This is a genomic window from Comamonas humi (assembly GCF_054782535.1).
In genome coordinates this window covers 430,728-452,812 of record NZ_BAAGSH010000018.1, presented here as the reverse complement: position 1 = coordinate 452,812, position 22,085 = coordinate 430,728, and the positions used below count along the sequence as shown (strand labels likewise).

The window sequence follows — 22,085 nt, the reverse complement described above, 5'->3', positions numbered from 1 at the left end:
GAGCGCCCAGCGGACCATGGCACCAGCGAGGCTGCGCACCAGCGCAACCGCCGCGTGGAGTTCGAGTACCGTTGAATCTCTCTATATCCGATGGTGTTCTTTATCGCCTGAGAAACCATGAACGCCTTTATGTCCCGGGGCTCTGCAGAACAATCCGGATGGAGCCTGTTGGCGCGCAGCGGAATGTCCCTGCCGCCAACCGAAACCGTGCTGGCTCAGCAACTGGCTGCTAGCCTGGGCTACCTGAAAAAACGCATCACCATGCTGCCGGAGCCCTATGGCGCCTGTGCACTGTTCTTCAGTGTGGCAGCGGAGGGCGAAGATACCTGCGTGTTCTTTGTGCGCAGGGCCACGCTGGATGCAGCTTGGCGCGAAGGCTCGACCCGCGTGCGCCAATGGGCCTGGGCGCGCAAGCTGGATGCGGTCGAGTTGCGCATAGACTGGCCATCCAGCATCACTCCATTCCCGAGCTCGCCTGAGTCTGCACCCAGGAACGCCGATCCGGCCTCCGCATGGGCGGTGGCGGACGAAAGCCTGGCCAGAACTCCTGTCGCGGCGCCTCCGCATCTGCTGCTATGCCTGCAAGGCTTCTATGTGGGCCCAGATGCCATTCCCATCACACTTCCCAGAGTCCCGCAATCCATGTTGGAGCGCAACTCGCGTGTGGCGCCAGCGCAGCAACTGCCTTATATCGCAGCATTGAACATCCTCGTGCAGCAGCAGAACGAACAAGGCGATTGGGCAAATACGAGTCTGCATGACCATATTGGAATCACCTACACACTGCTATTGATTGACCGCCACGTCGGCAATTCCGGGCCGAGGCTTGCAGCCCTGGCACTAGCGCTGCAGCGAGCCATCGGCTATCTGTGCAAAAAGATCATGTCCCCGCCCCAGGCCGCCAGCGGGCAACCGGTGGAGCAGTCGCACGGCCTGCTGGTGCTGGCCCGCTATGTCTCCTGCAGGCACTTCGCTTCAGCACCGGCCAGGCTTCGGGCGTCGATTGGGAGATCGGTGGGCAAACTGAAGAGCGCGGCCGACGCGCAACAGTCGGTGTGGGCTGAGCTGGCTTTCCATACCCCCAGCCAGACGCATGCGTCTGAGTATGAAGCGCTATCTCCAATCCCCTTGGCCATGCTTCGCGGGCTCGAATCACTAGCGCAGTCGTATTGGCAGTTGCTTCACACAGAGCATCCGGGAGACGAAGGTGGCATCGGCGCCGATAGGGACTGGCAGGTCATGGCCATGGTGGAGAGCGCGCTGCTCAACATAGTTCCCAGTGCGCTGCAGAATCGACATCCTCGCCATGGGGAGCTTGATGTGCAACCACCCGTCTTGTCGATCATGAGCAACACGGTGTGGCCCGAGCACGCCATCTTTCTGCCCCCGCAATTGCGCAAGCAGGCCGCATTTTTTTCGTCTGCGCCGCCTGCTTCGCATGGGTTGGTAGACAGCGCTCGCACCACGGCCTATCGACTGCTGACGGCATTTGCCTTGCTCAGGCTGGCAGACGGGTAGGCCCAGCGCTCGGGCGGCAGAGCTTCTATGTGCTGGAGAGTCCGTTCGCATAGTTCAGCTGGACCGTACCACCCGAAATCGAATACGAGATATCACTGCAGCGTTGACGAAGGTCTTCGCCCAGTGACTCCACGCCAGTCTTGGAAAATTGTGCGGAAAAGCCTACGGCACTCAGTGCCATCAGCGCGGAGCGCTGCGAATCGAGGATCGGCGACGACACCGAGGTGATGCCGGAAACATAGTGGTCCACGTCCGAGGCGTAGCCGATCCGTTTGACCTGTTCCACATCGCGCATATAGGCTTCGAAGCTCGGGCCGTTCTCCCAGCGGATGGTGCTCAGTTCGGTACGCAGTTCTTCGGTGGTGAGCGGGGAATAGGCCGCCATGCAGCGCCCCAGCGCCGCCAGGTACATCGGCAGCCGTTGACCTATGCTCATGTGCACGCGCATGGTGGATGAGCTTTCCACTAGATCGACCAACACTACACGGCCTTTGGTACTGCGCTGCCACAGCGTGGTCGTTACGCGGTGCCGGCGAGCCAGTTCCTGCAGGTGAGGGCGTAGCAAGCGCACATAGGATGACTGCTCTAGCGCACCCTTGGCCAGCTCCACCATGCCCAGGCCCACGGCGTAGGTCTTGGTGTCTTCGTCGAAGACAGCCAGCCCCTCGTGGACCAGTGTCTTCAGCAGATTGAAGCAGGTGCTGGCATTGATGCCCAGATCCCGCGCGATCCGCGTGACGCCCGTAGGCGCGTCAGCACCCGCCAGATAACGCAGTATGCGCAACCCGGAGCTCAGTGCGCCAACCAGTTTCTCGGGGGGGGAGGATTCTGCCATCAGGGTGTAAGCGTAAGAGAGCGGGTCATGGATGGTTATTCTACAAACGCCAGCCTGCTTGCCAGGCCCTCAACCAGCCCGTTGGCGTAGACCCTCCAGGTAATCCCCGATGCGCTCGCGCACGCCGGGCGCCTCGAAGTTGGTCATCATCATCGGCGCCACGGTAGCCAGCTGTTGGCGCAGCGCAGCAGTGGCCGCGCTCGCGCGGCGGCTGTCGCCCAGCGCCTGCAGGCCGGCCTGGCGGCTGGCGTAGTAGTCCAGTCGCTTGGCGGCTACGGTCGCGAAGCCATCCGTGGGCAGCACTTCGGCGACCATGCCCAGGGCCAGCGCTTCGCTGGCACCGAGGCTGCCGGCGCCCAGGCACAGCCGGCTGGCCAGCGCCGGCCACAGGCGCGATTGCAGCACGGCTTCGACAATGACCGGGTACATGCCGAAGCCGAATTCGGGCGCGGCGATCTGCAGATCGTCCGCTGCCAGGACGACATCGGCCAGTGCCAGCAGGATCGCCCCGGCACCCGCGGCCCGGCCGCGGGCAATGGCGATCACAGGTGCCCGGGACTGCGACATTGCCTCGACCAACGCCAACAGGCCATGCTCCTGCTGTGCCAAGGCCTCGGGGCCCGAGACGAACTGCGCGATGTCGGCGCCGGCGCAGAACAGGCGCGGTGAAGCGCTGTCCATCACGATAAGGTCACCGTGTTCGGCGCCTTGCACGGTCTGCGCCAGTGCGTACAGCATCCCGGCTGTGAGCGCATTGGCCTTGGCTGGGCGGTTCAGCGTCAGGCGTAGCAGCGGGCCTTCGCGCCCGATGCACACGAGGTCGTCGTCAAGCATGGCCGTACAGGGTCATCACGCAGGCTCCGCCCAGTCCCAGATTGTGCTGCAGAGCCAGGCGCACGCCTTCCACCTGGGTGGGGCCAGCGGTGCCGCGGAGTTGGCGCGTCAACTCGTAGCACTGGGCCAGGCCGGTTGCACCCAGGGGATGGCCCTTGGAGAGCAGGCCGCCCGAGGGGTTGATGACGACCTTGCCGCCGTAGGTGTTGTCGCCGTCCTCCACCATCTTCTGGGCCTCGCCGGGCTTGGCGAAGCCGATGGATTCGTAGCTCAGCAGCTCGTTCTGGGCAAAGCAGTCGTGCAGTTCGCAGACCTGGATGTCGTCCGGTCCGATGCCGGCCTGCTCATAGATCTGGTTTGCGGCCCGGGCTGCCATCTCGAAGCCGACCAGGCTGATCATCGATGGCGGCTCGAAGCTGGCAGGGAGGTCGGTGGTCATGGACTGCGCGAGGATGAGCACGTCGGTGCGGATGCCATGCTTCCTGGCGAAAGCTTCGGTGCAGACGATGGCTGCCGCGGCGCCGCAGGTGGGCGGGCAGGCCATCGAGCGGGTCATCAGGCCCGGCACCATCATCTTTTCGTTCATCACATCCTCGGCGCTCACCACCTCGCGGAACACCGCCAGCGGATTGTTCGCCGCATGGCGGCTGGCCTTGGCGCGGATCTTGGCAAAGGTCTCCAGGCGGGTGCCGTACTTCTGCATGTGCTCGCGGCCCGCACCGCCAAACAGCTTGAGGGTGCGTGGCACGTCGGCGGCAATGCCGTCCCGGACCAGTGGCTCGGCAAGGGCGGTGAACCGGTCGATCGGGCTTTCACGGTCGTCCCACTTGCCCTTGAGTGCGCCGGGCTGCATGAACTCGAAGCCCAGGGCCAGCGCGCAGTCCACGGCGCCGCTCTCCACCGCCTGACGGGCCAGGAACAGGGCCGTGGAGCCGGTGGAGCAGTTGTTGTTGACGTTGATGACCGGGATGCCCGTCATCCCGGCCTGGTACAGCGCGGCTTGGCCGCAGGTCGAGTCGCCGTAGACGTAGCCCACATAGGCCTGCTGAACCAGGCCATAGGCCAGGCCGGCGTCCTCAAGTGCGCGGAGCGTGGCCTGTGAGCCCATCTCGGTGTAGCTGCCGCTCTGGCCGGGCTTCTTGAACGGGATCATGCCGACTCCGGCGATGACTGCATGGGTTGCCATGGTTGCTCTCCTGTAATGATGGATGGTGGCGCTCAGCCAGCAGGGCGTTGGTACGCGTCCTGAAGCTCTTTCCACTGGATCTTGCCGGTGGCCGATTTGGGCAGGTGCTCAAGGAACTCCACGGACTGCGGCACCTTGTAGGCCGCCATGCGTTCGCGCGACCAGCCGATGATGTCCTGCTCCGTGGTGCGCTCCTGCTGGCCGGGCTTGAGTACCACCAGCGCCTTGACGGTCTCGCCGCGCTTGGCGTCGGGCACGCCGATGATGCAGACCTCGTGGATGGCTGGATGGGCGTAGAGCGCCGTTTCCAATTCGGCGGGCCAGACCTTGAACCCCGAGGCGTTGATCATGCGCTTGAGCCGATCGCGCATGAAGAAATAGCCGTCCTCGTCGATGCTGCCGAGATCGCCGGTGCGCAGGAAGCGTTTGCCGTCGCGCTCGAAGAACACCGCGCGGTTGGCCTCCTCGTTGCGCCAGTAGCCCAGCATGACCTGGCCGCCGCTGGTCACGATTTCACCGGTCTCGCCCTGCGCCAGTTCTTCCAGCGTGACGGGATCGACGATGCGCGTGTCCACGCCGGGTCCGGGGATGCCCAGGCACTGCTGCTTGCTGCGGTTGACCGGGTTGCCATGCAGGAAGGCTGCGGTCTCGCTCATGCCGTAGCTCTCGTTGAGCACCAGGCCGAAGCGCTCTAGCAGGGTCTGCGCCACCGCCGCGGGGACGGCCGCGCCGCCGCCGATCAGCAGGGACAGGCTGGACAGGTCCCGCGTCGCCGCATCGGGGTGCGCGAAGAAATCCACCAGCATGGCCGGCGGTGCCACCCAGATCGAGACCCGGTAGCGCTCGATGAGTGCAGCGGCGGCGCGGGCGCTCCAGCGCGGCAGCATCACCACAGTGGCGCCCAGCACCAGTGGCAGGATCATGCCGTTCTGCATGCCCAGGCCATGGAACAGCGGCGCGGCCCCGAGGAAGATGCTCTCGGCATGCATGCCGCGCCACAGGATGGACGACATGCCCGCCGTGAGGATGGTGCGGTGGCTGTGCATGCAGCCCTTGGTGCGGCCGGTCGTTCCCGAGGTGTACCAGAGGGAGCACAGGTCGTCGGCTGCGGGGCCAGCGCCCACGGGGGCCAGGCCCAGCCCGATGGCGTTCTCCATGCCGACCACGCGGCTGTCCAGGGGCTGCTGCCGAGGCGCGAGAAAGACTTCCGGAACGTCCGCATCCAGGGTGGCCAGGGCATCGGCCGTCAGCAGGTCGCTGTAGGTATGGACGAGCAGGCCGGTCAAGCCCAGCGGCATGGCGGGTGCCATGCAGGGCAGCACGTTCGGCAGCAGTTCCTGCGCGACCAGCGCCACCTTGGCCCCGCTGTCCTCGACATAGTGGACCATTTCGGCCGCGGTGCACATGGCGTTGACCGGAACGACCACGCCACCGGCGCGCAGGATGGCATAGAAGGCCGTGATGTACTGGGGGCAGTTCTGGCTGACGAGCAGCACGCGATCACCGGGTCGGAGCTGCAGCTGCGATTGCAGGTAGCCGGCCAGCGCGTTGACGCGGGCCTGCAGTGCGCCGTAGCGCATCTCGGTGCCGCACCAGGCGATGGCCACCTTGCCGGGATAGCGCTGCGCCGCGACTTCGAGGAAGTGGGTCAGCGGTACCTCGGGGACCTGGATGGCCCGGGGCAAGCCCTTGGGCCAGAAGCGGAGATGGGCGTCTTGCATCGGTGTCTCCCGTCAGCGTTGCACCGAGGCCTTGGCGTCGGCCTCCATCCGGCGGGCGATGATCTCCTTCATGATCTCGTTGGAGCCGCCATAAATCTTGCCCACGCGCGCGTTGGCATACATGCGCGCAATCGGGTACTCGAGCATGTAGCCGTAGCCGCCATGCAGCTGCAGGCACTCGTCGATGATCTCGCAGTTCTTTTGCGTGCACCACCATTTCGCCATCGAGGCCGTGGCGCTGTCCAGCATGCCTTGAAGCACCTTGGCCATGCAGTCGTCGACGAAGGCCTTGGTGACGGTGGCGGCGGTCTGGCATTCGGCCAGCGTGAAGCGCGTGTTCTGCAGGTCGAGCAGGGGGGCGCCGAACACCTGGCGCTGGCGCACATAGTCCACGGTCACGTCGACGGCGCGCAGCATGGTGGCCTGGGCGCCGAGCGCGACGATCATGCGTTCCTTGGGAAGCTGCTGCATCAGCTGGAAGAAGCCCTGGCCTTCCTCCTGGCCCAGCAGGTTCTCGCAGGGCACCCGCACATCGTCGAAGAACAGCTCGACCGTGTTGGTGCCTTTCTGGCCGATTTTCTCCAGCAGCCGGCCGCGCCGAAAGCCCGGCAGGTCCTTGGTTTCCACGCCGATGATGGAGACGCCGCGCGCGCCCAGCGTCGGGTCCGTCTTGGCCACAACCAGCACCAGGTCGGCCTGCAGGCCGTTGGTGATGAAGGTCTTGGCACCGCTGATCCGGTAGTGGTCGCCCTCGCGCACAGCCCGCGTCGCTACGTTCTGCAGGTCCGAGCCTATGCCGGGCTCGGTCATGGCGATCGCGCCGACGAATTCGCCGCTGGCCATCCTGGGCAGCCAGCGGCGCTTCTGTTCCTCGCCGGCGTAGGCCAGGATGTAGTGGGCCACGATGCCGCTGTGCACGCCGTTTGCCAGGCTGGTGGCCCCGGCCAGCGCCTGCTCCAGCGTGATGATCGCGTCGTGGGCAAAGCTGCCTCCGCCACCGCCATAGGCCTCGGGGATGCTGGCCAGCAGCAGGCCTCCTGCGCCGGCCCGGTTCCAGGCCTCGCGGTCGATGTAGCCCTGGTGCCACCAGCGCTCCTCGTGGGGCACCAGCTCCCGGTCGATGACGCGGCGGACCGCGTCCTGGAAGGCCTGGAGCTCGGGGTCGATCCAGGGGGCGGAGTAGGTTGTCATGGGGGCGTTCTCCTTCGCTGGTCTCAGGGGCGGCCGCCGCCGCAGACCAGGACCTGGCCGGTGACGAAGTTGGTCTCCGGAATGCACAGTGCGTAGACGGCGCCGGCGGCTTCCTCCGGTGTACCGCCGCGGCCCATGGGGATCATCGCGGCGATGTTCCTGGCCAACTGCTCGTTGATGCCGACCTTGATCTCCCGGCCACCGACATCGATGGTGGCGCTTTCCTCGCCGGCATACGGTACGGTCATGCGGGTGTGGATCAGGCCGAAGGCCACGCTGTTGACGCACACCTTGTAGCGGCCCCATTCCTTGGCCAGCGCCCGGGTCAGGCCATTGATGCCGGCCTTCGCTGCGCCATAGTTGGCCTGGCCCGCATTTCCGTATACGCCGGAGACCGACGAGATATTGACCACCTTGCGGAAGACCTCGCGGCCTTCTCCGGCTTCCTTCTTGGCAGATTCGCGGAAATAGTCCGCCGCCGCGCGCAGGATGCGGAACGGGGCCGACACATGGACCGCGATGATGTCGTCCCATTGCTGGTCCGTCATCTTCTGGATCACGTTGTCCCAGGTATAGCCGGCATTGTTCACGATGATGTCGAGCTGCCCGTAGGTGTCGAGCGCGGTGTTGACGAAGCGGGTGCCGAAGTCCGCGTCGGTCACGCTGCCGACGCAGGCGGTGGCCCGGCCGCCTTCGCTGGTGATGAGGTGCACGACTTCGTCCGCGGGCTCCTGGTCGAGGTCATTGATCACGACCGCCGCACCCTCGCGGTGGAATTTGAGGGCGATCTCACGCCCGATGCCGCGGCCCGATCCCGAGACGATGGCCACCTTGCCTTCCAGTTTTCTGCTCATGCGGTTCTCCTTGCTGTGTGGGTCATGCGTCCAGCGCCACGATGGCTTCGCCGGACAGTTTGGTTTCACCGGCCTCGTTGGCCGTGCGGATTTCCAGCCTTACCGTGCGCGCGGCTTCGTTCTTCTCCACCACGATGCCGGTGCAGGTGATGCGCTCGTGCAGGTGGGTGATGGCGCTGAAGCGCACGCGCAGGTCTCGTATCGATTCCTGGGCGGTCCAGTTCGTCAGCAACTGGGCCAGGTAGGCCATGGACAGCATGCCGTGCGCAAACACATCGGGCATGCCTGCGGCCTGGGCGAAGTCGGAGTCGATGTGGACCAGGTTGTGGTCGCCGGAGGCGCCTGCATACAGGGCCAGCGTGCCGCGGGTGATGGGGCCGGTGGTGAACGGCGGCAACTCGCGGCCTAGCGGAATGTCAGTGAATTTCAGGGATGGCATGGAGACTCCTCAGTGGCGCACGACCAAGGTGCTGCGCAGCTCGGCCGCCAGCGCGCCGCCGGCATCGGTCACGTCGATCTGGCGCACGACGAATTCCAGCGCGCCGCCTTTCTTGTCGTAGATATCCGTGATGCGGGTCTCGAAAGTGAGCTGCTCGCCGGCAAACACCATGCGGTGGTAGGTGAAACCCTGTTCGGCATGGAGGATCTTGCGCACGTCGATGCCCAGCAGCTCCAGCGTGGCGCGCGGGTTGGGCGAATCCATCATGTCCAGGCAGAACAGGAAGGTCGGCGGCACGGGCAGCTGCTCGTAGCCCGAAGCGCGGGCTGCGGCCAGGTCGCTGTAACGCGGATCACTCTGCGCGGTGGCCTTGGCAAACAGCCGCAGCCGCCCGGGCTCCACGACGGTGGTGTGGCGCGAGATGACGGCGCCGATGTGGGAACGGTCAAGCATGGGAAGGGTCTTCCTCAGTCGAGTTTGATATTGGCGGTCTTGGCGATCTCGGCCCACACCGGGGCATCGTCGCGCAGCACGGTCGCCAGCTCCTTCGCGCCGCTGCCCACCGGTGTCATGCCGGAGGCCACCAGTCGCTGGCTGACTTCGGGCGAGCGGGTAGCACGGCTGAACTCGGTGGCGAGCCGGGTGGTGATGGCCGTGGGCGTGCCCGCTGGCGCGAAGATGCCGATCCAGCCATAGGGCTCGAAACCCGCGTAGCCGAGCTGGGCAAACGTCGGCACGTCGGGCAGCTTGGTGGAGCGCTCCGCGCCGGTGATGCCCAGCACCTTGATCTTGGGCGATTGCAGGTGGCCCGAGGCCGAGTTGATGTCCACGAAGCCGCAGTCGATCTGACCCGCCAGGATGTCCTGCAGCAGCGGCGCGGCGCCCTTGTAGGGGGCATGCACCATGTCGATGCCGGCGCGCATCTTGAGCAGCTCGCCGTGCATGTGCGAGGAGGTGCCGGTCCCGTAGGAGCCATAGTTGAGCCTGGCCTTGCCCGATTTCACCAGCGCCACGAAATCCGCCATCGTGTTGGCAGGCACCTTGGACGACACGATGAACAGGTCTGCCGAGGTTGAGATCAGCGAGATCGGTACCAGGTCGCGTTGGTAGTCGTAGGGCAGGTTGGCGTAGAGGCTGGGGATCTGGACCAGGGAGGTGAAGCCCAGCAGCAGCGTATAGCCGTCCGGGGCTGCCTTGGCCACCGCGCTGTTGCCGATGATGGTGCTGCCGCCGGGGCGGTTGTCCACCACCACCGGCTGGCCCAGCGATTGGGTCAGGTGCTCTCCCAGCAGGCGGGCCACGTTGTCCGAGGCGCCGCCGGGCGGTGCGGGCACCACGAGACGGATCGGCCGGGCGGGCCAGGCCTGGGCCATGGCCGCCTGGCCCAGGAGTGCCGGTGCGCAGAACCAGGCGCCACGGGCGAGCCACTGTCTTCTTGAAATGGGCATGTTCAGTCTCCTTGCTGGGTGGTTGTCGTGGCTGATGGGGTCTGCGGCATGGCCAGTTCCACGACCGCATCGAGCGCGAAGGCGCCTTGTCCCGCAGGCATCAGCTTGACCGGGTTGATGTCGATCGATGCCAGCTGCCCACCCCATTGCAGGACGGCCTGGCCCAGGCGCACGGCCATGCGGCAGAAGGCGGGCACATCCGCCGGGGGCTCTCCGCGCACGCCGGCCAGCAGCGGCGCGATGCGCAGCCGGGCCAGCGCCTCGGCCACATCGGCCTCGGTGAAGGGCGGCACCAGCAGGCGCAGGTCCTGCAGGGCCTCCAGATAGATGCCGCCATCGCCCACCAGCACGATGGGGCCGAACACCGGATCCACCCGCGCGCCCAGTGCCAGCTCGCGTCCGCCGCCCAGCATGCGTGCCACCAGCACGCCGCTGCTGCGTGCCTGCATCGTGCGCAGCGTGGCCTCGTGGCGCTGCGCCGCCTCGCGCACCTGCTGCGGTGTGCTCAGGTTCAGCGCCACCAGGCCGTGCTCGCTCTTGTGCAGCACGTCGGGCGAACAGCCCTTGAGCACGACCCGCCCGCCCATCTGCGCGGCGGCGTCCACGGCGGCATCGGCATCGGCGCACAGGGCGAAGGGGATGGTTTCGACGCCGATGGCGCGCAGCAGCTCCAGGCTGCACGCCTCGTCGAGCGTGCTGCCCTTGCCATCGCCGGGCAGCGGCGGCACCACGGGCAGCCCGGCAGCGCCGCGGACTGCCGGGGCCCGAAGCCGCGTGGCGTAGGCGGCATAGGTATCGAGCGCCTGCAGCGCCTCGCGCTCGCGGCCGTAGACCACCAGGCCGCGCTGGCGGAAGGCCTCGCGCACCGGCTCCTGGTAGGCCGAGACGGCGATCGTGACCGAGCGCTCGCGCGCCAGGCGGGCCAGGGCATCGGCATAGCCGTCCACGTCGTAGCCGCTGCCGGCGATCGGGAACGAGACCATCAGCAGGTGCAGGTCGTCCAGGCCGGCCAGCACCTCGACCACGCCGGGAAACAGCTGGCGGTCGGTCAGCATGGCTCCGGTCAGGTCGATGGGGTTGCTGGCGCTGCTGAAGGCGGGCATCACCTGGCGCAGCGCCTGGGTAGCCGGCTCGGCAAAGCGCAGCAGCGGCATGCGCAGCTCGTCCGCCGTGTCGGCACCCATCACGCAGCTGGCGCCCGAGTTGCTCATCACCACCAGGTTGGAGCCATGCGGCAGCGGCGTGCCCACGCACAGCGCGGCGATGGAGATGGCTTCATATGGGTCGGTGGCACGGATAATGTGGTGGCGCTCGAAGAAGGCGTCGACCACGCGGTCCTCGGTGGCCATGGCGCCGGTGTGCGAGGTGGCCGCGCGCTGGCCATTGGCGGTGCGCCCCCCCTTGACGGCGATCACCGGCACGCCACGTTCGGCTGCCTTGGCGGCGGCGCGCGCCAGCGTCTGCGGGTCGGTGAGGGCCTCGAGATACATCACTACCGCGCGGATGTCGGCATCCTCCACGGTCTGCAGCAGCAGCTCCGCCGCGGTCACGTCGGCTTCGTTGCCGGTGGCGTGCACGTAGCGTGCGTGCAGGCCGCGGGCCTGTGCCAGCACGTAGACGGACTGGGTGGCGGCGCCGCTCTGGCCGATGATGGCGAGCGGCCCGTCCTGGCCGGGCTGCTCGTGGAAGATGGTGGAGAAGTTGGCGATGGCGCCGTTGCGGAAGTTGGACAGGCCCTGGCAGTTCGGGCCCACCAGGCGGGTGCCGCTGGCGCGGCAGGCGGCCACCATCTGCTGCTGCAGCTGCCGGCCCTCGTCGCCGGACTCGGCATAGCCCGAGGCCATGACCACCACCGCGGCCACGCCGGCGGCGGCGCATTGCTGCACCAGCTCCAGCCCGCCCCGGCCGCCGACGGCGACCACGGCCAGCTCCGGGACTTCCGGCAGATCCGCCAGCGAGGCATAGGCGCGCAGCCCCTGGATCTCGGGCCGCTGCGGGTTCACGGGGTAGATGCGCCCCTGGTAGCCGTACTGCCGCATGAAGGCGATGGGCCGGCCGCCGACCTTGTGCGGGTTGTCGGAGGCGCCGAGCACCGCGATGGAGGCGGGCGCGAAGGCCTTGGCGAGAGGATTCATTCGTACTCCAGCTGGAATTCGGCGCGCAGCGGCGCCGCATGTTCGTCGAGAAGGGGGGCACGCACCAGCGGCGCATCGCCGGCGGTGCCGGGCGTGCGCACCGCGGGCAGCTGCGCGCCGTCGGCACAGCGCAGCCACTGGAACAGGCCGGGGGCGCTGGCCTCGGCGTCGGCCACGAACCCTGCATAGTCGAGGATGGGCTGGCAGGGCACCTGGGCGGCCTGCAGCCGGGCCAGCGCATCGCCCAGCGCCAGGGGCGCCAGCGCCTCGGCGATCCGCTCGCGCAGCGCAGCCTGGTTGGCCTGGCGCGCGGCGGCATCGGCGAAAGCGGGCATTTGGACCAAGCCCATCAGGCCGAGGGCCTGCAGCGCGGCCAGCACCTGGGCATCGCTGGCGGCGCTGATCGACAGGGCGCCATCCCGCGCCTGGTAGTTGCCGGCGATGGCGAAGGCCTCGCGGTCGCCGGACGGGCCGTTGACCAGCGTGTCGGCGATCCTGTAGGCCTGCAGTGCCGCCATCGCATGGGCCAGGTCGACCTGCACCCATTGGCCTCTGCCGGCTGCGCCACCGCGCCAGCGCTGCATCAGCGCGGCCAGCGTGGCCTGATGGGCATAGAGGCCGCTGACGATGTCCACCAGCGCGATGCGCAGCCGCGGCAGGCCGGGCACCGAGGTGGCATGCTGCGCGATACCGGTGTAGGCCTGCATCACCGTATCGGTGGCGGGCTGCCGGGCACGCGGGCCCTGCGGGTCGAAGCCGCTGATGGAGGTATAGACCAGTGCGGGCCGCTCGGCGGCCAGCTGCCCGTAGCCCAGGCCCAGCCGGGCCATGGCGCCGACGCGCGCGTTCTCCACCACCACATCGGCGCGCAGCGCCAGCTGGCGGGCCGCGGCTGCGCCGGCCGGCGTCTTGAGGTCCAGTGCGATGGATTGCTTGCCGCGGTTGAAGCTCTCGAACATCACGGTGGAACTGCCGATGCGTCCGCCGGCCCGGCGCAACCAGTCGCCACCGGGCGGCTCCACCTTGAGCACGCGCGCGCCGAGCTCGCCCAGCAGCGCCGCGCAGTAGGGGCCGGCGATGCCCTGGCTCAGGTCCAGCACCGTCACGCCGTCGAGCGCCTGGTTGATCGTGGGAAAGGGCGCCACTTCAATTGCCTTTCAGGTCGAGTTCCTTGACCATGCGCCGCCACACGTCCAACTGCTCGCGCTGGTATTTCGCGGCCTCCTCGCGGCTGGACGGCGAGGCGACGATGCCGCTTTGCAGCAGCTTGGCGCGCACCTCGGGCAGGCCCAGCACCTTGACCAGCTCGGTGTTCAGCCGGGTGAGCACCGCCTCGGGCGTGCCGGCCGGCGCCGCTACCATCCACCAGCCCGACATATCGGGCGGCGTGACCAGGCCCTGCTCGGCAAAGGTGGGCACGTCGGGCAGCAGCGGGTTGCGCTGGGCGACGGGCACGCCCAGCGCCTTTACCTTGCCGGACTGGATCATCGGCGTGGCCGAGGCCACGTCGGCCATCATCACCTGCACCTGGCCGCCGATCAGATCGACGATGGCCGGCGGCGTGGACTTGTAGGACGCATGGGTGATGTCGAGGCCGTAGGTGTTCTTCAGGAAGCCGCCGTAGGCGATGCCGCCGGTGTTGCCGCTGGCGTAGTTCGTCTGTTTCGGGTGGGCCTTGATGTAGTCGAGCATCTCCTTGGCGCTGCGCGCCTTCATGTCGTTGTTGGCGATCCAGACATAGGAGACCGAGCCCACCAGCGTGATGTAGCGCAGGTCCTTCAGCGGGTCGTAGGGCACGTTGTCGGTCAACCCGCCGGGGCTGGCGGCCAGGCCGGCGTTGGTCGCCATCAGCAGCGTATAGCCGTCGGGCGCCGACTTGGCCGCCAGGTGCGTGCCCAGCGTGGAGTTGGCGCCCGGCTTGTTGTCGATGACGATGGGCTGGCCCAGCGCCTTCGCCAGCGGCTCGGAGATGACGCGCGACATCAGGTCGGACGCCGATCCCGCGGTGTAGGGCACGATCAGGCGGATGGGCTTGTCGGGCCAGGGCTGGGCCTGCACGGCCGCGGAGGCGGCAAGTGCCAGGACGAGGAGGGAGCGGCGGTGCAAGACGGTCATGGTGTTGTCTCCGGGGGAATCTCGAACGGGAGGAGGCTGGCGTGGTTCAGTCGACCGGCAGGCCGAGCTGGCGCGCGACGGCGCGCTGCTGGATCTCGACGCTGCCCACCGTGACCGGCGCGATCAGCGCATCCATGGCCATGCGCATCACCGGCAGCTCGGAGGTCAGCCCCCAGCCGCCGCCCACATGCAGCGCGGTCTGGGTGACGCGGGTGACGGCCTGGGTGACGAAGAGCTTGGCGGTGGAGACGTCGAGGATCACCTCGTCGAACGGTGCGCCCGCATCCCAGCGCTCGGCCGCCTTGTAGGTCAGCGTGCGCGAGGCCTCGACATCGGCATGGGCCTGTGCCAGCGAAAAGGCGATGGACTGGTTGGCGCCGATGGCGCGGCCGAACTGCTGGCGCGTGCGGGCATAGTCCAGCGCCCACTGCAGCGCCGATTCCATGTGCCCCAGCCAGCGCGCGCAGACCATGATGCGTTCGCGGTTGAAGCCCGCCATGATGGCGGCGAAGCCTGCGTCCATGCGCGCCTCGTCTGCCACCCGCACCTGGTTGAAGGCGACGCGGTAGGTGGGGGCAGGGCGGTTGACGTAGGTATCGATCTGGCTGGTCTGGATGCCAGCGGTTTCGCGCGGGATGGCGAAGAAGCGCATGCCATGGCGCCCTTGGGCGAGATCGGTCTGCGCCAGCGTCACCAGGGTGTCGGCCACGCCGCCCAGCGTGATGAAGGACTTCAGCCCGTCGATAACCCAGCCATCGCCGTCGCGCGTGGCGCGGGTGCGCACGTTCTGGATGTCGTTGCCGGCCTCGGGCTCGGTGATAGTGATGGCCACCATGTGCTCGCCGGCGATCATGCGCCGCGCCAGCTCGCGGTGCGCGGGGCCGCCATGCTCGTACAGGATGGAGCCGGCCACGTTCTGCACCAGCACCGACACCGCCAGGTTGGGGTTGACCTTGGACATCTCCTCCATGGCGATGGCTTCCTCGTAGGCGCCCAGGCCCGAGCCGCCGATGTCCTCGCTGGCGGTGATGCCGATCAGGCCGGCGCGGGCCGCGGCCACGTAGAAATCGCGCGGAAAGGTCTTGGTCGCATCGGCCTGCGCCCAGCGCGGCGCTATCTCCTTCTGCGCGAAGGCACGGCACATGTCCCGGAAGGCTTCGCGGTCCACCTGGTTGACGGGGCGGCGGTTGCTGTCGCTCATCAATGGTCTCCAAAATTATTCTCTATTAAGAATAATATTTTTCAGGAAGAACGATTGCAATATGGTTTTCCCCCATGCAGGTAGCGGGCGTTACCGCTGCCTGCATAGGAAACACCTTCCGTTCATATCTGATAAGAGCCACACAAGATACCGACTGTCGCGGGGTGTGGCCTGATCCTGGGTTCCTAGGGAAAATCTGTATTTGATATTCTTTTAAAAGAATTAAATTCTCTATGAAGAATTTTGAAAGGTGAGCGATGTCCTTGAACTTCGAGTTCTCCGCGGAGCATGAAGCCGTGCGCGACACGGTGCGTAGGCTGTGCCGGGATGAATTGGCCCCGCTGGTGCGCGATGCGGAAGAGAACGAATCCTTCCCCCGGCACGTGTTCCAGCGCTGGGGCGAGCTGGGCCTGCTGGGCGTGCAGTACCCCGAGACCGACGGCGGCAGCGGCCTGGACAAGGTCAGCGACTGCATCGTGCGCGAGGAACTCAGCTACCTGTGCCAGTCCTTCGCGTCGAGCTGGTCGGCACACACCCACCTGGGCATCTGGCCCATCTGGAAGGCCGGCACGCCGGCGCAGAAGCAGCGCTTCCTGGCGCCCGCGTTGCGTGGCGAGAAGGTGTCGGGCTTCGGCCTGAGCGAGCCCGATGGCGGCTCCAACATCCGCGCGCTCAAGACCCGGGCCGACAAGGTCGACGGCGGCTGGGTGCTCAACGGCAGCAAGCTCTACATCACCAATGCGCCGATAGCCGACTTCCTGCTGGTGGCGGCGCGCACCTCGCCCGAGCTGCGGCCCGATGCGATCAGCCTGTTCATCGTCGAGCTGCCCCATAAGGGCTTCGACATCCACAAGCTCAAGAAGGAGGGCATCCGCGCCTCCGAGACCGGGCTGATCCACATCGAGAACGCCTTCGTGCCCGACGACTGCCTGCTGGGCGAGCGCGTGGGCACCTACCCGGTGATCCTGGACTCGCTCAGCGAGAACCGCGTGGCGGTCGCTGCCAATGCGCTGGGCATGGCGCGGGCTGCTTTCGATGCGGCGCGCTCCTATGCCGACGAGCGCCTGGTGGCGGGCCGGCGCATCGGCGATTACCAGGCCATCGCGCACCGGCTCGCCGACATGGCGGCCGACATCGAGGCCGCCAAATGGCTGGTGTACTACGGCGCCTGGCGCGTGGACCAGGGCACGCTGGACAGCGCCACGGCGGCCAAGGTCAAGCTGGTGGCGTCGGAAACGGCGCTCAAGGTCAGCGAGGCGGCCATCCGCATCCTGGGCGGCGCCGGAATCATGCGCGAGTACCCCGTGGGGCGCATCCACCGCGACGCGCTGGTCTACGTCATCGGCGAAGGCACCAGCGACATCCAGCGCAATCTGATCGCCCGCGATCTGGGGTTCAAGGCATGAGCAAGTTCATCCACATCGACAACCAGGGCGCCACGCGCATCGTGCGCATCAACCGCCCCGAGCGGCGCAACGCCTTCGACCTGGAAGTGCGCCAGGGTCTGGCCGAGGCCATCCTCGATGCGCGCGACGACGACAGCGTGAAGGTGGTGGTGCTGACCGGCACCGATGGCGTCTTCTGCGCCGGCGGCGACCTCAAGTCGCTGACCGAGGGCGAGCGCACTGTCTACCAGGACCGCGACCGCATCCGGCGGCTGCACCCCTGGTTCCGCGAGCTGGTGAACCTGGAAAAGCCGGTGATCGCCGCGGTGGACGGTCCGGCCTTCGGCGCGGGCTTCAACCTGGCGCTGGCCTGCGACTTCGTCATCGCCACCGAGCGCGCGCGCTTTTGCGCCGTGTTCGGCCGCATCGGCCTGGTGCCCGACCTGGGCGGGTTCTTCCTGCTGCCGCGCATCGTGGGCCTGCAGCGCGCCAAGGAGCTGGTGTTCACCGCCCGCGAGCTGCCCGCGGCCGAGGCGAAGGAGCTGGGCATCGCCATGCAGGTGGTGGCGCCCGACGCGCTGATGCCCGCGGCGCTGCAGCTCGCGCAGCAGCTCGAATCGGCCTCGATCGAGGCGATAGGCATGGCCAAGAACATCCTCAACCGCTCGTTCAACCTCGACCAGGACACGCTGGCCGAGCTGGAGTCGTCCGCCCAAGCGGTGGCGCGCCACAGCGCCTACCACGCCGAAGCGGTGGGCAACTTCCTGGGCAAGCGCCCGCTCGCCTTCCAGGGGATTGCCAAGCCATGAGCATGAATGCCTTCATCACCGGCGCCTACGACACCGCCGTGGGCGAGCTGCCGGGCAGCAGCTGCATGGCCCTGCACGCCGAGGCCGCGCTTGGCGCGGTGGCCGACGCGGGGCTCAAGCTGTCCGACATCGACGGCGTGCTCTGCGCCTACTCGTTCACCGAGCCGCATCTGATGCTGGCCTCGGTGTTCTGCGAGTACCTGGGCATCCACCCCGGCACCTGCCTGGCCATCCAGGCGGGCGGGGCCAGCGCCTGCATCATGGTCATGCAGGCGGCCGCGCTGGTCGCCAGTGGCCAGTGCAACCATGTGCTGGTGGTCACCGGCGACAACCGCCTCACCGGCCTGTCGCGCGACGGCGCCGTGGCGGCGCTGGCCGAGGTGGGGCACCCGCAGTTCGAGCGGCCCTTCGGCATCAGCGTGCCGGCGTCCTACGGACTGGTGGCGCGGCGCTACATGCACGAATACGGCGTGAGCCGCGAACAGCTCGCCGCCATCGCGGTGGAGCACCGCCGCCATGCCGCGCGCCACCCCAAGGCGCAAAAGCGCGAGCCCATCACCGTGGCGGACGTGCTGGCCTCCAAGCCCATCGCCGAGCCGCTGCACCTGCTGGACTGCTGCCTGATCTCGGACGGCGGCGCGGCGCTGGTGGTCTCCAGCCGCGCGGCGGCGCGCGATGCCAAGTCGCGTCCCATCGAGATCCTGGGCGCGGGCCAGGGCCACACGCACGAGCACATCGTCGTCGCGCCCAGCCTGGTCGATTTCGGCTGCAAGGCCTCGAGCCGCACCGCGTTCGCCCGCGCCGGCGTCAATGCTGCCGAGATCGACGTGGCCGAGATCTACGACTCGTTCACGATCACGCTGGCGGTGGAACTGGAGTCCATCGGTTTCTTCGAGCGCGGCGAGGCGGGCCAGGCGGCCGCGCGCGGCGAGCTGGGCCTGGGCGGCCGGCTGCCCTGCAACACGCACGGCGGGCTGATGTCGTACGCGCACTCGGGCGCGGCCGGCGGCATGTTCCACGCGGTGGAGGCCGTGCACCAGCTGCGCGGCGACGCCGGAGCGCGCCAGGTGCCCGACGCGCGCCTGGCCTTTGTGCATGGCGACGGCGGCATCCTGTCCGCCCACTGTTCCCTGGTTCTTGGAGCGCACTGATGACCCGACCCCTGCCCAAACCCACGCCCGAAACCCGGCCCTTCTGGGAGGGCTGCGCGCAAGGCGAGCTGCGCTTTCAGCAGTGCGCGGACTGCGGCGCCGTGCAGCTCATCCCCCGCGCGCTGTGCGAGCGCTGCCACAGCCGCGAGCTGGCCTGGAAGGTCTCGGGCCGCCAGGGCCGGCTGCTGAGCTACACCGTGGTGCACCGCGCGCCGGTGCCGGCCTTCAAGGCCGACGTGCCCTATGTGATCGCCATCGTGCACATGGACGAAGGCTTTCGCCTGATGACCCAGGTGAAGGACGGCGCGCGCCAGGACCTGCGCGTGGACCAGCCGGTGCGCATCGCCTTCGCCACCGTGGATGGCGCGGCGCTGCCGCAGGCGGAGGTGCTGCCATGAAGCCCACCATGAAGCCTATGTTGTACGAAGACTTCGTGCCCGGCGCCGCCATCGGCGAGATCGTGCTGCCCTTCGAGCCCGCGCTGGCCCAGGGCTGGCAGAGCATCTTCGGCGCCGGGGCGGGCGGCGGCCCGGCCGAGGCCGCGAGCATGGCCGTGGTGATGATGATGCGCGCCTACCTCAACGTCGTCACGCCGCGCCCGCCGGGCAACATGCACGCGCGCCAGCGCATGCGCCTGGCCGGCACGCCGCGGCTGGGCGAGAGCATCCGCACCGTCATGTCCTGCGAGCACAAGGAGATCCGGCGCGAACGCCGCTATGTCGAGCTGCGGGCCGTGGGCATTGGCGAGGGCGGGCGCCCGCTGTTCGATGCGCAGCTGAGCCTGATCTGGGCGGCCTGATCCGGGCTATTTAAAAAAGATAGCTGCTCGCGCTCATCAGTAAACGATATCCATATCAAAAGGCATTGAAATGAACAATAGACAAGCGCCAGGCGCTCCGCTTTTTGAACCAGATGCCTTGCCGTCCGTGCTGGCGCCGGCCACGCTGGCCGTGACCATGGACGCCATCCGCGCCTACGGCGTGCTGACCGACGACTTCAACCCCATCCACATCGACCCGGTGTTCGCCGCCGCCACGCCGATGCAGGGCGTGATCGCGCACGGCACCATGTCGATCTGCCTGCTGTGGCAATCGGTGCAGCAGAGCCTGCCGGCGCGGGTGTTCGACGACCTGGACCTCGACATCCGTTTCGTCAAGCCGGTGCGCGTGGGCGAGCTGCTGACGGCCGGAGGCGAGCGCCAGGCCGATGGCGGCTACGCCGTGTGGGTGCGCGGCCCCGACGGCGCGGACCGGCTGAACGGCCAGATCCGCGTGGCGGCCTGAAGGAGACCAGCATGTCCAGCCAAGACCAGACGACCGCCGAACTGCTCGCGCTCTATGGGCGCATGGCGCTGATCCGCCAGGTGGAGCAGGCGCTCACACGCCTCTTCGCCAACAGCGAGGTGCCCGGCTTCATCCACCTGAGCATCGGCCAGGAGGCCGTGGCCGCCGGCGTGGCCAGCGCCATGCAGCCGCAGGACACGCTGGCCACCACGCACCGCGGCCACGGCCATGTGCTGGCGCGCGGCATGGACGTGGGCGGCTTCTTCAAGGAGATCATGGGCCGCGCGGGCGGGCTGTGCCAGGGCCGGGGCGGCTCCATGCACGTGGCCGACCTCGGCCTGGGCATTCTCGGCGCGAACGGCATCGTGGGCGCGGGCATCCCGATCGCGCTGGGCAGCGCGATGGCGCATGCCATCCGCGGCACCCAGGGCATGGCCGTGGCCTTCTTCGGCGACGGCGCGATGGCCGAGGGCGTGCTGCACGAGACCCTGAACATGGCCGCGCTGTACCGCAGCCCGCTGCTGCTGGTGTGCGAGAACAACGGCTGGTCCGAGTTCTCGCCCACCGAGCGCCAGTTCGCGGCCAGGCTGTCCGCGCTGGCCGCCGCCTTTGGCGTGCACTACCAGCAGGTCGACGGCAACGACGTGCAGGCCGTGGCCGAGGCCGCGGCCCAGGTGGCCGAGCGCCTGCGCGCCGGGCAGGGCCCCAGCGTGCTCGAGTGCGTGACGCACCGCGTGCGCGGCCACTTCGAGGGCGACGCCCAGAAGTACCGCGATGCCGGCGAGATCAGCGGCCTCGACGCGCACGACCCGCTGGCGCGCGCGCGCCAGGCCCTGCTGGCGGCAGGCGCCGCTGCGGCCGACATCGACGCGCTGGACGCGCGCACCGCGGCGCAGATCGAGACGGCCATCGAGGCCGCGCGCGCCGATGCCTTGCCCGCCTTCGAGGCCGCCGTGGCCGACGTCTACACCCCGCACCAGGAGGCTCGCGCATGAGCGCCGCAGAAATGAGAACCGTGGGCGCCATCAACCAGGCGCTGCGCGACAGCATGCAGCAGGACGAATCCGTGGTGCTGCTGGGCGAGGACATCGCCGCCGCCGGCGGCTCGTTCAAGGCCACGCGCGGCCTGCTCGAGGCCTTTGGCCCGCAGCGCGTGATCGACACGCCCATCTCCGAGGCCAGCATCGCGTCGGCCGCCGTGGGCATGGCGCTGACCGGGCTCAAGCCGGTGGTCGAGATCATGTTCATGGACTTCGTCACGCTGGCCATGGACGCGCTGGTCAACCAGGCGGCCAAGGCGCGCTACATGTTCGGCGGCCAGGGCTCGGTGCCGTTGGTGCTGCGCACGCCCCATGGCGGCGGGCTGAGCGCCGGGCCGCAGCACTCGCAGTGCCTGGAAGCCTGGCTGGCCCACGTGCCGGGGCTGAAGGTGGTCTGCCCGTCGAACCCGCAGGACGCCTATGCGCTGCTGCGCGCCGCCATCGCCGACCCCGACCCGGTGGTCTTCGTCGAGCACAAGGCCATGTACGCGGCCAAGGGCCCGGTCGATACCGCGCAGCCGGCGCGCATCGGCGAGGCCCGCATCGCCCGGCCCGGCCGCGACGTGAGCCTGGTCTGCTACGGCGCCGCCGTGCCGGTCTGCCTGCAGGCCGCGCAGCAGCTGGCCGGCGAGGGCATCGAGGCCGAGGTGCTGGACCTGCGCTCGCTCCAGCCCTGGGACAAGGCCGCGGTGCTGCAGTCGCTGGCGCGCACCCATCGCATGGTGGTGGTGCACGAGGCCGTGCAGGCCTTCGGCGTGGGCGCCGAGATCGTGGCCACCGTGGCCGACGAGGGCTTCGATGAGCTCGATGCCCCCGTGCTGCGCGTGGCCGCGCCCTTCATGCCGCCACCGTTCGCCAGTTCGCTGGAGCAGGGCTACGCCGTGACGGCGCAGCGCGTGATCGACGCCGTGCGCCGTGCGCTGGCCTGAAAACCCGAGGA

The 22,085-nt window shown here is 68.2% G+C and carries 22 protein-coding genes; 9 read left to right on the top strand and 13 right to left on the bottom strand.

What is annotated here, in order from left to right; genetic code table 11:
- Positions 1-117 precede the first annotated feature (117 nt).
- Entirely contained in the window at positions 118-1,518 is a 1,401-nt protein-coding gene (locus ACYVKR_RS20195; RefSeq protein ID WP_460482751.1) for a hypothetical protein, read from the top strand.
- A gap of 25 nt (positions 1,519-1,543) precedes the next feature.
- Here ACYVKR_RS20195 and ACYVKR_RS20190 read toward each other — a convergent pair whose 3' ends face one another.
- The 13 genes from ACYVKR_RS20190 to ACYVKR_RS20130 all read right to left on the bottom strand — a co-directional run bounded on the left by ACYVKR_RS20190 (position 1,544) and on the right by ACYVKR_RS20130 (position 15,477).
- Complete coding sequence (locus ACYVKR_RS20190) at positions 1,544-2,353, bottom strand: IclR family transcriptional regulator (RefSeq protein ID WP_460482750.1); 810 nt, start codon at positions 2,351-2,353, stop codon at positions 1,544-1,546.
- A 69-nt stretch (positions 2,354-2,422) separates the two neighbouring features.
- Positions 2,423-3,187, bottom strand: a complete 765-nt coding sequence (locus tag ACYVKR_RS20185) for an enoyl-CoA hydratase/isomerase family protein (protein ID WP_460482749.1) — start codon at positions 3,185-3,187, stop codon at positions 2,423-2,425.
- On the bottom strand, positions 3,180-4,373 hold the full coding sequence (locus ACYVKR_RS20180; RefSeq protein WP_460482748.1) for a lipid-transfer protein: 1,194 nt from the start codon (positions 4,371-4,373) through the stop codon (positions 3,180-3,182). The genes ACYVKR_RS20185 and ACYVKR_RS20180 overlap by 8 nt, the downstream gene beginning before the upstream one ends.
- A gap of 32 nt (positions 4,374-4,405) precedes the next feature.
- A complete protein-coding gene (locus ACYVKR_RS20175; RefSeq protein ID WP_460482747.1) occupies positions 4,406-6,094 on the bottom strand; it encodes a long-chain-fatty-acid--CoA ligase in 1,689 nt (562 codons plus the stop codon).
- A gap of 12 nt (positions 6,095-6,106) precedes the next feature.
- Positions 6,107-7,285 (bottom strand): acyl-CoA dehydrogenase family protein, encoded by a 1,179-nt coding sequence (locus ACYVKR_RS20170; RefSeq protein WP_460482746.1) that lies wholly within the window; start codon positions 7,283-7,285, stop codon positions 6,107-6,109.
- A gap of 23 nt (positions 7,286-7,308) precedes the next feature.
- The gene (locus ACYVKR_RS20165) at positions 7,309-8,139 is read right to left on the bottom strand and encodes an SDR family NAD(P)-dependent oxidoreductase (RefSeq protein WP_460482745.1); all 831 of its coding nucleotides are present in this window, start codon (positions 8,137-8,139) and stop codon (positions 7,309-7,311) included.
- Between the two features lie 22 nt (positions 8,140-8,161).
- Positions 8,162-8,578 (bottom strand): MaoC family dehydratase, encoded by a 417-nt coding sequence (locus tag ACYVKR_RS20160; protein ID WP_460482744.1) that lies wholly within the window; start codon positions 8,576-8,578, stop codon positions 8,162-8,164.
- Between the two features lie 9 nt (positions 8,579-8,587).
- Positions 8,588-9,031 (bottom strand): MaoC family dehydratase N-terminal domain-containing protein, encoded by a 444-nt coding sequence (locus ACYVKR_RS20155; protein ID WP_460482743.1) that lies wholly within the window; start codon positions 9,029-9,031, stop codon positions 8,588-8,590.
- A 14-nt stretch (positions 9,032-9,045) separates the two neighbouring features.
- Positions 9,046-10,026 carry a Bug family tripartite tricarboxylate transporter substrate binding protein gene (locus tag ACYVKR_RS20150; RefSeq protein WP_460482742.1) on the bottom strand — a complete coding sequence of 327 codons (981 nt, stop codon included), beginning with the start codon at positions 10,024-10,026 and terminating at the stop codon, positions 9,046-9,048.
- Positions 10,027-10,028: 2 nt separating this feature from the next.
- Positions 10,029-12,161 carry an acetate--CoA ligase family protein gene (locus tag ACYVKR_RS20145; RefSeq protein ID WP_460482741.1) on the bottom strand — a complete coding sequence of 711 codons (2,133 nt, stop codon included), beginning with the start codon at positions 12,159-12,161 and terminating at the stop codon, positions 10,029-10,031.
- Positions 12,158-13,306 (bottom strand): CaiB/BaiF CoA transferase family protein, encoded by a 1,149-nt coding sequence (locus ACYVKR_RS20140; RefSeq protein WP_460482740.1) that lies wholly within the window; start codon positions 13,304-13,306, stop codon positions 12,158-12,160. The genes ACYVKR_RS20145 and ACYVKR_RS20140 overlap by 4 nt, the downstream gene beginning before the upstream one ends.
- Position 13,307: 1 nt before the next feature.
- On the bottom strand, positions 13,308-14,276 hold the full coding sequence (locus ACYVKR_RS20135) for a Bug family tripartite tricarboxylate transporter substrate binding protein (protein ID WP_460482739.1): 969 nt from the start codon (positions 14,274-14,276) through the stop codon (positions 13,308-13,310).
- Positions 14,277-14,322: 46 nt separating this feature from the next.
- Positions 14,323-15,477, bottom strand: coding sequence for an acyl-CoA dehydrogenase family protein (locus tag ACYVKR_RS20130; protein ID WP_460482738.1), 1,155 nt, complete (start codon positions 15,475-15,477; stop codon positions 14,323-14,325).
- Positions 15,478-15,734: 257 nt separating this feature from the next.
- Between ACYVKR_RS20130 and ACYVKR_RS20125 the strand changes: the two genes are divergently transcribed.
- From ACYVKR_RS20125 to ACYVKR_RS20090, 8 genes are all read left to right on the top strand, one after another.
- On the top strand, positions 15,735-16,883 hold the full coding sequence (locus tag ACYVKR_RS20125) for an acyl-CoA dehydrogenase family protein (RefSeq protein ID WP_460482737.1): 1,149 nt from the start codon (positions 15,735-15,737) through the stop codon (positions 16,881-16,883).
- On the top strand, positions 16,880-17,671 hold the full coding sequence (locus tag ACYVKR_RS20120) for an enoyl-CoA hydratase/isomerase family protein (RefSeq protein ID WP_460482736.1): 792 nt from the start codon (positions 16,880-16,882) through the stop codon (positions 17,669-17,671). Before ACYVKR_RS20125 ends, ACYVKR_RS20120 begins: the two co-directional genes overlap by 4 nt.
- Entirely contained in the window at positions 17,668-18,822 is a 1,155-nt protein-coding gene (locus ACYVKR_RS20115; RefSeq protein ID WP_460482735.1) for a thiolase family protein, read from the top strand. Before ACYVKR_RS20120 ends, ACYVKR_RS20115 begins: the two co-directional genes overlap by 4 nt.
- Positions 18,822-19,220, top strand: a complete 399-nt coding sequence (locus ACYVKR_RS20110) for a Zn-ribbon domain-containing OB-fold protein (protein WP_460482734.1) — start codon at positions 18,822-18,824, stop codon at positions 19,218-19,220. The genes ACYVKR_RS20115 and ACYVKR_RS20110 overlap by 1 nt, the downstream gene beginning before the upstream one ends.
- Positions 19,221-19,228: 8 nt before the next feature.
- A complete protein-coding gene (locus ACYVKR_RS20105; protein ID WP_460482733.1) occupies positions 19,229-19,621 on the top strand; it encodes a hypothetical protein in 393 nt (130 codons plus the stop codon).
- 118 nt (positions 19,622-19,739) lie between these two features.
- On the top strand, positions 19,740-20,105 hold the full coding sequence (locus ACYVKR_RS20100) for a MaoC family dehydratase (RefSeq protein ID WP_460482732.1): 366 nt from the start codon (positions 19,740-19,742) through the stop codon (positions 20,103-20,105).
- A gap of 11 nt (positions 20,106-20,116) precedes the next feature.
- On the top strand, positions 20,117-21,100 hold the full coding sequence (locus ACYVKR_RS20095; RefSeq protein WP_460482731.1) for a thiamine pyrophosphate-dependent dehydrogenase E1 component subunit alpha: 984 nt from the start codon (positions 20,117-20,119) through the stop codon (positions 21,098-21,100).
- Entirely contained in the window at positions 21,097-22,074 is a 978-nt protein-coding gene (locus ACYVKR_RS20090; RefSeq protein WP_460482730.1) for an alpha-ketoacid dehydrogenase subunit beta, read from the top strand. The genes ACYVKR_RS20095 and ACYVKR_RS20090 overlap by 4 nt, the downstream gene beginning before the upstream one ends.
- The last annotated feature ends 11 nt before the right edge of the window (positions 22,075-22,085 follow it).